Genomic DNA, 12552 nt, shown 5'->3' on the forward strand with positions numbered 1-12552 from the left:
GGATGCCGACGTTCGATTATCAGGCCCAGGATGCCAACGGTCGCCGCTGTCGCGGTCAGCAGGAGGCCGACAGCCCGCGCCACGCGCGCCAGTTGCTGCGTGAGCGCGGCCTGTTGCCCACGCAGTTGAACAGCGCTCGCGGCCAGGCGGTGACCGGCAACGGCAGTCAGCGCTCGGCCGGCTTGAAGGCCGGTGAACTGGCCTTGCTGACGCTGCAACTCTCGACCCTGATCCAGGCCGGCTTGCCGCTGGAAGAGGCGTTGCGGGCGGTGGCCGCGCAGAGTGAAAAGCGCCGGGTCAGCAACCTGCTGGCGGCGCTGCGCAGCCGGGTCATGGAAGGTTATGACCTGGCCTCGGCACTCGGAGGTTTTCCCAAGGCGTTTCCGGACATGTACCGCGCGAGCATCGCCGCTGGCGAACGCGCCGGGCACCTGGGCGCGGTGCTCGAACAGCTGGCCGAATACACCGAGGCCCGTCAGCAGGCCCGGCAGAAGATCCAGATGGCGCTGGTCTATCCGATGATCTTGCTGTTTGCCTCGCTGGCCATCGTCGCCGGCTTGCTCGGTTATGTGGTGCCGGATGTGGTGAAGGTCTTTATCAACAATGGTCAGGCCCTGCCCCTGCTGACTAAGGGCCTGATCGCCCTGAGCAGCGGCCTGCAGCGTTACGGCGGGTTGTTGCTGATTGGATTGGCGGGGCTGGCTCTCCTGGTGCGCTGGGCTCTGGCTCGTCCCGCGGTGCGCTGGCGCTGGCATGCCTGGTTGCTGCGCGCGCCGCTGATCGGCGGTGTCCTCAAGGCCATGGAGGCGTCCCGTTTCGCCAGCACCCTGGCGTTGCTCGGCAAGAGCGCCGTGCCCCTGGTGGACGCCCTGGAAATCGCCGCGGCGGTGATCGGCAACCTGCCGATTCGCGCCCGTATGGGTGAGGTCGCGCGCTCGGTGCGCGAGGGCGGCACCCTGACCCGTGGCCTGGAGCGCGGCGGTGATATCCCGCCGCTGATGTTGCACATGATCGCCAGTGGCGAACGCGCTGGCGAACTCGACCGCATGCTCGCCCGCGCCGCCGAGCAGCAGGAGAAAACCCTCGCGGCCTGTATCGCCCTGGTGGTGAGCCTGTTCGAGCCGGCGATGCTGGTGCTCATGGGCGCCATCGTGCTGTTGATCGTCATGGCGATTCTGTTGCCGATTCTTAGCCTCAACCAACTGGTGAACTGATCTTATGAAAACCTTTGGAATGCAGCGACAACGCGGTTTCACCCTGATCGAGATCATGGTCGTGGTGGTGATTATCGGTGTGCTCGGGGCGATGGTCCTGCCGCAGTTCATGAGCCGCCCGGACCAGGCCAAGGTCACGGCGGCCCATGCCGATATCAAGGCCATCGGCACCGCGCTGGAAATGTACCGGCTCGACAACTTCCAGTATCCCTCGACCCAGCAGGGGCTGGAGGCGTTGGTCAAACGCCCGCTGGGCGTGCCTGAACCGAGGAACTGGAACCCCCAGGGTTATTTGAAAAAACTGCCGGTCGATCCCTGGGGCACGGCTTACCAATACCTGAGCCCGGGCACCCGGACCAAGGGCTACGACCTGTATTCCTTTGGCTCCGACGGCGTGTCCGGCGGCGAAGAGTTTGCCGCCGATATCGGCAACTGGAGCGATTGACCGATGCCCGGACATTCCCGTGGTTTCACCCTGCTGGAGTTGCTGGTGTCCATGGTGGTGATCGGCGTGCTGGCTGGAATGATCGCCGTTGGCATGAACCCCAGCCCGGTGCGTCAGGCGCGCCAGGAGGCCGGTGCGCTGGTGCACCTGCTGCAACATCTGCGTGAATACGCGGTGCTCAACAGTCAGGAGTATGGCTTGCGAATCGGTGCCGAGGGTTATCAGGTGATGGTCTTCGAACGACCCGACTGGCGTCCGGCGGGGGCGGCCTATCGGTTGCCCGACGGCCTGTATTTTCGTCTTGAGCTTGAGGGCCGTCCGCTGAAGTTGGGCGACCGGGTGAACCAGCCGCAACTGCTGGTGCTGAGCAGCGATGAAATGAGCGCCTTCACCCTGCATTACGAATCCGCGCAGCGGCGCTGGTTGAGTGTGTCCGGTGACGGCCTCGGTGATCCGGCCATCGATGAAAGCTGAGTCGGGGTTTACCTTGCTGGAGGTGATGGTCGCCCTGGCAATCTTTGCCCTGTTGTCCGCGACCGTGCTGTCCGCCAGCCAGTTCGTGGTGCAGCAGAGCGGCACTTTGCAGGAGCGGTTGTTCGCGACCTGGCTGGCGGACAATCAGTTGAATGAACTGCGCTTGAAGGCCCCTCCGGCCAAGGGCCGGCAGCAGCAACGCGTGGGTTTCGACCAGCGTGAGTGGCGCCTGGAGCAAGTGGTCACGCAGGCCTCCGACCCGCGTCTGCTCAAGGTCGAGATCGCCGTGCGGCTGGACAGTGGTGGGCCAGTGCTGCATAGCGCCAGCGCCTGGGTACGGACCCCGGATGAATAGACAGGGCGGATTTACCCTGGTCGAACTGGTCATCGCCCTGGCGATTTTCAGCCTGATCGGCCTGGCCAGTTATCGGCTGTACGAAGGGGTGCTGCTGACCCAGGCGCGGGTCAGCGCGCATGAGCAGGGCTTGCGCCGCCTGCAACGGGCGATGGCGCTGCTGGAGCGCGATGTCATGCAGGCGACGATCCCGAAAGAGGGCGTGGCCGTGACACTGAACGCGGGGCAGTTGAACCTGCAACGCGGCAATGCGCGCAACCCCTTGGATGAGCCTCGCAGCGAGCGCCAGGAGCTTGCCTATCGCCTGGAGGACGGCGTGTTGTGGCGTTACCAGCGCCACCTGGATCTGCCCGAGACGCACAAGCAGTTGGTACTCAAGGATGTCCGTGCCTTGCAGTGGCGATTGTATGTGGACAAGGTCGGTTGGCGCAGTGATGGCGCGTCTACGCCGGGCCGTAGCGCCGTGCATCCACGGGCGCTGGAAATCACCCTGTCGGTTGATCGCTTCGAGCAGATCCGCCGTGTGGTCCTGTTGCCGGAGGGCCTATGAGCCGAACCGGTCAACGCGGCGTGGCCTTGATCAGCGTGCTGCTGATCATGACCCTGGCCCTGTTCGTGGTCGGTGGTCTGTTGCGTAGTCATACACGGGCCGTGCAGAGCGGCGCGCAGCATATTCATCAGGTGCAATTGCGCCAGTGGGCAATCGCCGGGGAGAGCTGGGCACAAGCGTTGTTGCTGCCGCCTGATCCGCATGAGGTGAAGACGATCAATCTTTCCCAGCCCTGGGCGCATCCGTCGCTGCCGTTCGAGCTGCCGGGCGTCGAGGTGCGGATCGAGATCGAAGACCTGGCCGGGCGGTTCAACCTGACCCGCCTGCTGCTGCCCGGCAAGGCTGATGAAATCAGCCTGGAGCGCTGGGCTCGGTTGCTGGCGGCGCTGGAGATCCCTGCATTCGACCTGGCGCCGCTACGGGGCACCGAGGTCAGCGACAGCAGCCAGTTGCGCCTGTTGCCTGGCGTCGACCAGAGTATTTTGCAGCGCCTGCAACCCTTCGTCGCGTTGCTGCCGGCCGATGCGACGCTGAACGTCAATACCGCGTCGGCCACGCTGCTGGCGACGCTGGAGGGCATGACCGTCGCCAGTGCCCGGGACTTTGTTGCCCAGCGCCCGCAGGAAGGTTATGTCGACGCCCATGAGTTTACCCGTGCACCGGGCCTGGATGGGTTGGGTATTGCCAGCCATGGCCTGGGCGTCGACAGCCGCTGGTTCCGGGTCACGGTCGAGGCCAGTGCGGGCACGGCGCGACTGCGGCTGGTCAGCGATCTTGAGCGGCCTCGCGACAGCCGTCGCCTGCGTGTCCTGCAACGCCGCTTCCTGGCTCCGATTCAAGGTGAATCTCCGTTATGAGCAATTGGCTTTATCTCACTGCCGAAGGCCTGGCCGCCTGCGACGCTACCTGGCCGGTTGGTTATTGGCAGGTGGGAGGCGAGTACCGCCGTATCACCCTGGCTGAGGCGGCGACGTTCCTGGCGGGGCAATCGGTGCGGGTGATCCTGCCCATGGAAATCTGCAGCCACTTGCGCAGCGAGCCCTGGCCCGGTCGACGCAAACCCACGGTCCAGGCGCTGGCCTATGCCGTTGAAGATCGATTGGCCGAGGAGCTGGATGGACTGCATATCGCGGTCGGTGTGGCGTCCAAGGAATCGCGTTACCCGTTGCTGGCGATCAACAAGCAGCGCTTCAAGGCGATCCTGGCGTTGTTGCAGGGCTCGGGGTTGCAGGTGGTCAGCGTCAAGGTGGACGCCGATTTGTTACCGGATCATCAGGCTTATGGCGTCTGGTGGGCCGGACGCTGGTTGCTGGGTGGGGCCATCGAGGCCCGGCTCGCGCTGTCGCCCGAGGATCTTGAAGTGCTGCGGCCGAGATTGCCGGAGGCGCTGTGTTGGATGGACGCCGATCGACAGGGTGATATAGCCGCGTTGCTGATGGCCGGTCATCCGGGCGCGCTGGACTTGCTGCAAGGTGAGTTTCGTCAGGTGCGAGCGCGTTGGCCGTGGGGAGCGCTGGTGGTGTCGGCGCTGGCGCTATTCGCGCTGTCCTGGGGTTTTACCCTGGCGCGTGCCCACTACCTGGAAAGTGCTGCACAGCAGTTGTACGAGCAGAGTGTGCAACGCTTCCAGAGCCTGTATCCCGAGCAGACTCGTATTGTCGACCTCTCGGCCCAGCTCAAGGCGTTGCAGGGCCGGAGCGAGCAATCGGACAGCCAGATGGGCCGTCTGCTGCAACTGATCGAGCAAGTGGTTGGTGGCAGCAGGGTTGAAGTACAGCGTATCGAATACCGGGCCGGCACGGGCTGGACGCTGCTGCTGACGGCCGGCAGCTTCAGCGAGCTTGAGGGTTTGCGCGAGCGCGGCCATGGCAGCGGTTTACCGATCAGGCTGGGCAGCGCCAGCAAGGATCGCGAGCGGGTGCAGGCCGTGTTGGTATTGGAGGAGAAAAACGGATGATCAGGTCACTGGCATTACCGACAATGCTCACGCAAAGGTGGCAGGGCCTGGGTCTTCGGGATCGGCGAATGCTGATCGGGCTGGCTGTTTTCCTGCTGGTGGTGACCTTGTTCAGCGCTGTGTGGCAACCGGCACAACAGCGCCTGGAGCGGGGCGAGCGCTTGTACCAACAACGCCTGCTGCTGGCGGCTGAAGTCCAGCGTGCGCAGCCTGTGCGTCAGCGCTCCAGCCCATCGCGATCCTTGTCGACCCGTCTGAGTGAAACGGTGATCGCGGCGGGTTTGGAATTGCAGCAATTGGATCAGGACGGCCAGTCGCTGCGGGTCACGCTGGCTGGCAATGCATTGGCCTTGCTGCAGTGGTTGGATCAGACCGAGCAAGCGGGCGCGGTGTTGCAGTCTTTGAGTCTGGAGAAGCGCGACAACGGGTTGATGGCGCAGGTTGCGTGGCGGGCTGACTAAGGTCGCAAGGGGCTTTCTCCTGACGGTTCGAGCCCCTATGCCCTGGCTGGCACCCACCTTCTGATCAGACTGTTACATTGCCTGGCAATGCCTGCAACCGCGCCAGCTTCAGCGCCACCAGCAAGGCCACCACCAGCAGCCCGCCGATAAACAGGCCGACGCCATTCCAGCCCGCATAGTGCCAAGCCATGCCGCCCAGGGTCCCGGCCACGCTGGAACCGGCGTAGTAGCAGAACAGATAGAGCGACGAGGCCTGCCCCTTGGCTTTCAGCGCACGCCGGCCGATCCAGCTGCTGGCCACCGAGTGGGCGCCGAAGAAGCCGAAGGTGAACAGCAGGATGCCCGACACCACCACCGGCAGCGGCGTCACCAGGGTCAAGGCGATGCCCACCAGCATCATCAGGATCATGCCCCAGAGCACTTTGCGTCGGCCGAGTTTGTCGGCCAGGGCACCGATTTTCGCCGAGCTGTAGATACCCGACAGGTAGACGATGGACAGCAGGCCGACGAACGCCTGGCTCATGCCGTAGGGTTCGGCCAGCAGGCGGTAGCCGATGTAGTTGAACAGGGTGACGAAGCCGCCCATCAACAGGAAACCCTCGAGGAACAGCCACGGCAGACCGGCATCGCGAAAGTGCACGGTAAAGCCGTCGATCAGGCTGCGGGTATTGAATTGGCTGGCGCGGAAGTTGCGCGACGGTGGCAGGATTTTCCAGAACACCGTCGCCGCGATCAGCGCCAGGATGCCGATCACCAGCATCGCCATGTGCCAGCTGACGAAGTCGATCAGCACGCCGGTGATCAGCCGTCCGCTCATCCCGCCGATGGCGTTGCCGCCGATATACAGGCCCATCGCCAGACCGATGTGCTTGGGATGAATTTCCTCGCTCAGGTAGGTCATGCCGACTGCCGCCAGGCCGCTGAGGGAGAGGCCCACCAGGGCCCGCATCACCAGCACGCCCTGCCAGCTGGGCATCATCGCGCCGAGGATAGTGAACAGCGCCGCACCAAACAACGCCACCACCATCACCGGCTTGCGCCCGAGGCTGTCGGAGATCGGGCCGGTGATCAGCAGGCCGATGGCGAGCATCGCGGTGGCCACCGAGAGGATCAGGCTGCTCTGGGCGGCGTTGATCCCGTATTCCTTGGACAGCACCGGCATCATCGGTTGTACGCAGTACAACAGGGCAAAGGTCGCAAAGCCGCCGGAGAACAGCGCCAGCACCGTACGCATAAACGCCGGGGTGCCTTTTTCGATATAGGTGTCGTTGAGTTGGGCGACCACATCGTCCAGCGCAGTGGGGGGAATTTCGTGGGCGAGGGGAGCGACAGCAGTTTTCACGGGGACCTCGGGGGGAGCAACCGGTCGGGCAGTGGAAAAAGCATATAGCTGGCTAACGATTCTTTCCAATATATTATTCGACCTGTTTGATAGGTTTTACGACTTGATGAGGTGTTCATGGAATTGCGGCATTTGCGCTACTTCATCGCGGTGGCCGAAGAACTGCATTTTGGCCGTGCGGCCGAGGTGCTGGGGATTTCCCAGCCGCCGTTGAGCCAGCAGATCCAGGCGCTGGAGCAGGAGTTGGGGGCGCGCTTGTTCGACCGTACCAATCGTCGGGTCGAGTTGAGCGAGGCGGGGCGTTTGTTCCTGGAAGAGGCGCGGTTGGTGCTGGCCCAGGTGGACAAGGCGGCGGATGTGGCGCGGCGGGCGCAGTTGGGGGAGTTGGGGGAATTGAAGATCGGTTTTACCTCGTCGGCGCCGTTCAACTCGACGATTCCCCAGGCGATTTTCGCTTTTCGCCAGGCGTTCCCGGCGGTGCACCTGAACCTGCGGGAGATGAGCAGCAAGACGGTTGCCGATGGTTTGATGGATGAGTCCATCGAGGTGGGTTTGATGCGGCCTTTGGCGCTACCGGAGGCCTTGAGTGTCGTGGAATTGATGCATGAGCCGTTGGTGGCGGTGCTCAGTGCCAAGCATCCGTTGGCCAGTGGCAGCGAGGAGGGGATGTATTTGTCCGAGTTGGCGCTGGAGCCTTTTGTGTTTTTCCCGCGCAGTTACGGCAGTGGTTTGTATGCGCAGTTGCTGACCTTGGCGCGGCAGGCCGGGTTCAGCCCGCACTTTGCCCAGGAGGCAGGCGAGGCGATGACCATTATCGGTCTGGTGGCGGCGGGGTTGGGGGTGTCGGTGTTGCCGGCGTCCTACCAGAGGATCCGGATCGAGGGGGTGGTTTATCGACCGTTGCTGGACCCGGACGCCGTGTCGGCAGTGTGGCTGGTGCAGAGGAAGGACCAGAAGTCGCCGATGGCCAAGGCGTTTATCGAGTTGCTGACACGTCTGACGAAGGATCGAGTTTGATTCTGTTGAGCTCAAGAAGGATTTCTGACAGAGGGTGCTTATTCGACTGATCTACTTGGTGTAGCCTGTGGGCGACACTGGGCCGCATGATTGAAATTATTCGAAGTGCGGTATTTTCCGATTGGCTCAGCGAGTTATCCGATAGCCGTGCGCGGGTTCGTGTGCAGGTTCGGATTGATCGTATGGCCGAAGGTAACTTTGGTGATGTGAAGTCAGTGGGTGATGGGCTGAGTGAGGCTCGAATCGACTATGGACCTGGTTATCGGCTGTATTTCACCTATCAAGGCCGGCATTTGGTGATCCTCCTTTGTGGCGGAGATAAAAGCAGTCAGCGCCGCGATATCAAGCAAGCTTCTCTGATTGCCAAGGCCTGGAAGGAACAAAAAGCATGACCGAGCAATTTGCAAAATGGGATTCGGCCGAGTACCTCAAGACTGAAGAGGACATGGCTAACTACCTCGATGCCTGCATGGAGGAGGCGGGTGATGATCCGGCGTTTATTGCCAAGGCGCTGGGTACTCTCGCCAGAGCACGTGGGATGACGCAAGTGGCCCGTGAGTCGGGTCTTTCCCGTGAAAGCCTTTATCGCGCGCTATCCGGCGAAGGAAACCCTGAGTTCGGGACCATTCTGAAAGTGGTCAAGGCATTGGGCTTGAAGCTCCACGCATCGACTTGAGAATATTGAGTCGCAGAACACTAAACCCTGAGCGACGCGGACACTTGTAGGAGCAAGCTTGCTCGCGATCGGCTGCGCAGCAGTCGTAAAACCTCAGAACGCGATTTTCCTGACACACCGAGTCAAGCCAATTGCGGCCGCTGCGCGCCCGATCGCGAGCAAGCTTGCTCCTACATGGGGATCGGCGGTGATGTGGAGAGGGTTGCGGTGCAGATTATCCAACTCGGCTTTCGCCATCTCCACCAGGTGTATGGCCGAGAACGCCAGCACCTACGCGTGTCAGTTAAAGGTGGCAGCTGTACGCGAGCCTGCAAGACCGGAACATCAGGCACACCGGCTGACCCGAAGGTCACCCACGCACAGCCACCATAAAACGCGGCCACTAAATCCAAGCTCCATTTTTATCATAGGGCGAGCAGTGGCTGACCGCTAAGGATGAGTCATCTCCAGAGGCACCACATACCGGTCGAAGTCCTCCATGGAAACCCAGCCCAGCGCCTCGGCCACCTCACGCAGCGACTTCCCTTCGTGATGGGCCGTCTTCGCGATCACCGCCGCCTTGTCGTAGCCGATATGCCGATTGAGTGCGGTCACCAGCATCAGGTTTTTTTCGATGTTTTCGTTGATTTTCCCCAGGTTCGGTTCGATACCGACGGCGCAGTTGTCATTGAAGGCCCGACACGCATCGGCCAGTAATGTGATGCTCTCCAGCACGTTGTGGACCATCACCGGCTTGTAGACATTGAGCTGAAAGTTGCCCTGGCTGCCGGCGAATGCCACGGTCGCATCGTTGCCGAAGACTTGAGTACACACCATCGTCAGCGCTTCGCACTGGGTCGGATTGACCTTGCCCGGCATGATGGACGAACCCGGTTCATTCTCCGGAATATCGATCTCGCCGATACCGCATCGAGGCCCACTCGCCAGCCAGCGCACATCATTGGCAATCTTGAGCAGGGCCATGGCCAGGGTGCGGATCGAAGCGGAGGTGTTCACCAGCGCATCATGGGCGGACAAGGAGAAGAATTTGTTGGCGGAGGCCTTGAACGGGTAACCGGTCAACTCGGCAATGACACCCGCACAGGTTTCACCAAACAACGGGTGGGCATTCAAGCCTGTCCCCACAGCGGTGCCGCCAATGGCCAGGTCGTAGAGGCCGGTCATCGTGTGCCTGATCGACGCCAGCGCATAATCGATCTGCTCGACCCAGCCCCCAATCTCTTGCCCGAGGGTGATCGGCGTAGCATCTTGCAGGTGGGTCCGCCCGACTTTCACCACCGTTGAATACTGCACGGCTTTGTCGGCCAGGGTATCGCGCAATCGTGAGACATCAGGCAGCAAGGTTTCGAAGATCTCACTGACCACGGCCATGTACATGGCGGTCGGAAAGGTATCGTTTGACGATTGCCCCCGATTGACGTGGTCATTGGGATGGACAGGCGTCTTGCTCCCCATGACGCCGCCTGCCATCTCGATGGCGCGGTTTGAAATGACTTCGTTGGCATTCATGTTGGACTGGGTCCCGGAGCCGGTCTGAAACACCACCAATGGAAAGTGTGCATCCAACTGCCCGGCAATTACCTCGTCCGCCGCCGCGACAATCGGCAGGGCGATAGCCTCGGGCAACTCACCCAGCTTGAGATTGGCCAACGCCGCCGATTTCTTCAGAAGCCCCATCGCCTTGATCATCGGCGTACCCCATTGGAAACGCGACCGGCCAATCGGGAAATTTAGAATGGAACGTTCGGTTTGGGCACCCCAATATTTATCGGAGGGCACCTCGATGGAACCCATTGAATCGGACTCGACACGCATGATTATTCACCTGTAGAAAGCCACTGACGGCGGACCCCGGCACCATTGCCGGCATGGAAGTTTTTGCCTGAAGTTGAAGGTGGGCTTCAGGCGGCAGAAATGTCGTTTGCACTGGCCTTCAACCACAGGCGCAGTTCTGTCTTGAGCAGATCACCATAGCTGTTCCTGAACCGCCCATTGCGCAAGTCAGTCGAGCCTATGGGGATGTCCCCGTAGATGATGGTTTTGATCCCCTCGCCGCTGTAGCCCAGGCTGCGGGCCTGCTCGACCATGCTCGTGAACAGGGCGGGGGCGACGAACAATCTGATATTGCCGAACTGCCTCGCCAGCCCGAACAACTCGTCGGGCTTGAAGTCGCGAGACGCTGGGACAACGTGGCGAGCGGCCCGGCGCACATGGCTCAGACTGTAGAGACCGGCGCAGTGAGAGATCGGCGCCGCATAGACCAACGCTTCATCAGCGTCGATCGGACAGCACTGCGACATGTCCGTCAAGTTGCCGTGGCTCAGCATCACCCCCTTGGAACGCCCGGTGGGGTCGACGGTATAGAACAGCCAAGCCAGGTCATCGGTATGACGCGGATAAGGGCTGTCCTGTTGGGAAGTGATCGACATGAGTGCCCCCATGTCCTCTCGATCCAGCTCTCGACAGGTCTGGGGCAGAGCTCCGGGCAAGAACACCTGGCCGCCATCGGTAAAAATCAGCCGGGCCTGTGTGTTATCGACGATCCAGCTGGCCTCGACGGGGTGCAGCTTGCAGTTGATCGGCACGACTACGGCACCCGCCCACCAGATGGCGTAGAGCAGCTCAAGGTATTCGCAACAGTTCTTCATGAACAGTGCGACCCGGTCACCCGGGGCAAGACCATACTCATTGATCAGAGTGGCGGCCCGGTGCCGCACCAGGGCGACCCAGGCACCGTAGTTGGCAACGGGCTGCTGTCCCTCGAACAGAGCCGGGCGTTTCGGATGACAAAGGCCGGCTGTATTCAGCCAGTTGGCTATATTCACGCTGGGCTCCTTGTATCGGAATTGAGAGGTCTCCATCCGATCAAGGCGATCAGCAGCGACAACAACTGGAAGCCGGTGATCATCGCCACGCAGCCCTGCCAGCCCCAACGAGTCCAGATCAGCGCAGGGGCGATGGCGCCGAAACTCCCCCCCAGGTAATAACCCGTCAGGTACAGCCCCACCGCCCCGGCCTTGTTGTCTCGGGCCGTTGTGGTGATGAAGGCATTGGCGGACGCCTGGGCGAGGAATACCCCGGTCGAACTCAAGGCCAGGCCCAGCACGATCAGCCACAACGAAGGCAGCAGGGTCAGGATCGAGCCACAGACACCTAACAGCACCGCGCCCATCAGCAATTCGGATTGCGGTCGCGATTTACTCAAGCGCCCCGCAATCGGGATAACCACCAGGGCCAGCAGGAACACCGTATAAATCGTCCCCAGTGCCCCCGCGCCCAGGCTGAATGGCGCCTGACCGAGGTACAGGCCGGCGTAGGTAAAAGTCGCCACTTGTGAGAACAGAACGCAAAAACCGACGCCATACGCGGCCAGCAAAGGCCTGCTGCACAGCTCGCGAAACGCGCTCAGACGAACAGGTGAGGTTTTCGGCGCGGCGATCGGATTGGCGGGCAACAGAAAGTAGATGGCGACACCGACACACAGACTCATCGCCGCCAGCAATGCAAAAGCCTCACGCCAGCCTGCGTACTCCGTCATGAGCCCCGACACGAAGCGCCCGGCAAAACCGCCCAACACCGTACCCGCCACATACAGGCTGGTGATTTCGGTGACGGTGCCACCGCTCCAGCGATCACCGATGTAAGCCACGCTCGTGGCGAATACCACAGGGATCAGCATGCCTTCGATAAAGCGCCAGACCAGCAGCTCGGCAAAGCTGTCGGCATTGGCGGCCAGCAGCGCCGGCACCGCCAATAGCAGCGCCGCGACGACAATCACCGAGTGTTGTTCGAAGCGATGGAGCAGGCGGCTGATAAAGGGCGCCGTCAGGGCGACCGCCAGGGTGGTCACCGTGATGCTCCATCCGGCCTCTCGGGCGCTCACCTCAAAATCCAGCGCAAGCGCTGGCAGGATGCTCTGGGTTGAATAGAGGTTGAGAAAGGCCGCACAGCCGCACAGAAACAGAGCGACACTGGCACTATGCAAGCGCGAACTCATAAGACCTCTCGTTTTATCCTCGAAGGTCTTTATAGAATGCGCAGCCGGCCAAACACCAATACCA

General features: G+C 61.7%; 15 protein-coding genes. 11 read left to right on the forward strand and 4 right to left on the reverse strand.

What is annotated here, in order from left to right; genetic code table 11:
• The first annotated feature begins 2 nt into the window (after window positions 1-2).
• Genes gspF through gspM form a run of 8 tightly spaced genes read left to right on the forward strand, consistent with a single transcriptional unit; the run spans window position 3 to window position 5456 of the window.
• A complete protein-coding gene (gene gspF, locus HX866_RS28605) occupies window positions 3-1214 on the forward strand; it encodes a type II secretion system inner membrane protein GspF (RefSeq protein ID WP_177140911.1) in 1212 nt (403 codons plus the stop codon).
• Window positions 1215-1218: 4 nt separating this feature from the next.
• On the forward strand, window positions 1219-1659 hold the full coding sequence (gene gspG, locus HX866_RS28610; RefSeq protein ID WP_305729595.1) for a type II secretion system major pseudopilin GspG: 441 nt from the start codon (window positions 1219-1221) through the stop codon (window positions 1657-1659).
• A 3-nt stretch (window positions 1660-1662) separates the two neighbouring features.
• Window positions 1663-2133 (forward strand): type II secretion system minor pseudopilin GspH, encoded by a 471-nt coding sequence (gene gspH, locus HX866_RS28615; RefSeq protein ID WP_177125472.1) that lies wholly within the window; start codon window positions 1663-1665, stop codon window positions 2131-2133.
• On the forward strand, window positions 2123-2488 hold the full coding sequence (gene gspI / locus HX866_RS28620) for a type II secretion system minor pseudopilin GspI (RefSeq protein ID WP_177125473.1): 366 nt from the start codon (window positions 2123-2125) through the stop codon (window positions 2486-2488). The genes gspH and gspI overlap by 11 nt, the downstream gene beginning before the upstream one ends.
• The gene (gspJ, locus tag HX866_RS28625) at window positions 2481-3038 is read left to right on the forward strand and encodes a type II secretion system minor pseudopilin GspJ (RefSeq protein WP_177140912.1); all 558 of its coding nucleotides are present in this window, start codon (window positions 2481-2483) and stop codon (window positions 3036-3038) included. Before gspI ends, gspJ begins: the two co-directional genes overlap by 8 nt.
• Window positions 3035-3895, forward strand: coding sequence for a type II secretion system protein GspK (locus HX866_RS28630; protein WP_177140913.1), 861 nt, complete (start codon window positions 3035-3037; stop codon window positions 3893-3895). Before gspJ ends, HX866_RS28630 begins: the two co-directional genes overlap by 4 nt.
• On the forward strand, window positions 3892-4995 hold the full coding sequence (gene gspL, locus HX866_RS28635) for a type II secretion system protein GspL (protein ID WP_177140914.1): 1104 nt from the start codon (window positions 3892-3894) through the stop codon (window positions 4993-4995). The genes HX866_RS28630 and gspL overlap by 4 nt, the downstream gene beginning before the upstream one ends.
• A gap of 23 nt (window positions 4996-5018) precedes the next feature.
• Window positions 5019-5456, forward strand: a complete 438-nt coding sequence (gene gspM, locus HX866_RS28640; protein ID WP_371319299.1) for a type II secretion system protein GspM — start codon at window positions 5019-5021, stop codon at window positions 5454-5456.
• A gap of 64 nt (window positions 5457-5520) precedes the next feature.
• On the opposite strand, the gene HX866_RS28645 is transcribed toward gspM, so the two are convergent.
• Window positions 5521-6765, reverse strand: a complete 1245-nt coding sequence (locus tag HX866_RS28645; RefSeq protein WP_371319300.1) for an MFS transporter — start codon at window positions 6763-6765, stop codon at window positions 5521-5523.
• A gap of 150 nt (window positions 6766-6915) precedes the next feature.
• Here HX866_RS28645 and HX866_RS28650 point away from each other — a divergent pair, with 150 nt between their 5' ends.
• The 3 genes from HX866_RS28650 to HX866_RS28660 all read left to right on the forward strand — a co-directional run bounded on the left by HX866_RS28650 (window position 6916) and on the right by HX866_RS28660 (window position 8491).
• Window positions 6916-7815, forward strand: coding sequence for a LysR family transcriptional regulator (locus HX866_RS28650; protein ID WP_177125478.1), 900 nt, complete (start codon window positions 6916-6918; stop codon window positions 7813-7815).
• An 86-nt stretch (window positions 7816-7901) separates the two neighbouring features.
• Window positions 7902-8207 carry a type II toxin-antitoxin system RelE/ParE family toxin gene (locus HX866_RS28655; protein ID WP_177090689.1) on the forward strand — a complete coding sequence of 102 codons (306 nt, stop codon included), beginning with the start codon at window positions 7902-7904 and terminating at the stop codon, window positions 8205-8207.
• Window positions 8204-8491 carry an addiction module antidote protein gene (locus tag HX866_RS28660; protein ID WP_177090687.1) on the forward strand — a complete coding sequence of 96 codons (288 nt, stop codon included), beginning with the start codon at window positions 8204-8206 and terminating at the stop codon, window positions 8489-8491. The genes HX866_RS28655 and HX866_RS28660 overlap by 4 nt, the downstream gene beginning before the upstream one ends.
• Before the next feature lie 429 nt (window positions 8492-8920).
• Here the strand turns inward: HX866_RS28660 and fumC are convergent, their stop codons facing one another.
• From fumC to HX866_RS28675, 3 genes are all read right to left on the reverse strand, one after another.
• Complete coding sequence (fumC, locus tag HX866_RS28665) at window positions 8921-10309, reverse strand: class II fumarate hydratase (protein ID WP_371319301.1); 1389 nt, start codon at window positions 10307-10309, stop codon at window positions 8921-8923.
• A gap of 83 nt (window positions 10310-10392) precedes the next feature.
• Complete coding sequence (locus HX866_RS28670; protein ID WP_177140918.1) at window positions 10393-11316, reverse strand: AMP-binding protein; 924 nt, start codon at window positions 11314-11316, stop codon at window positions 10393-10395.
• Window positions 11313-12488 (reverse strand): MFS transporter, encoded by a 1176-nt coding sequence (locus tag HX866_RS28675; RefSeq protein ID WP_177140919.1) that lies wholly within the window; start codon window positions 12486-12488, stop codon window positions 11313-11315. Before HX866_RS28675 ends, HX866_RS28670 begins: the two co-directional genes overlap by 4 nt.
• Window positions 12489-12552 lie beyond the last annotated feature (64 nt).

The organism is Pseudomonas gingeri (assembly GCF_013386165.1).
Lineage (GTDB): Bacteria > Pseudomonadota > Gammaproteobacteria > Pseudomonadales > Pseudomonadaceae > Aquipseudomonas > Aquipseudomonas gingeri_C.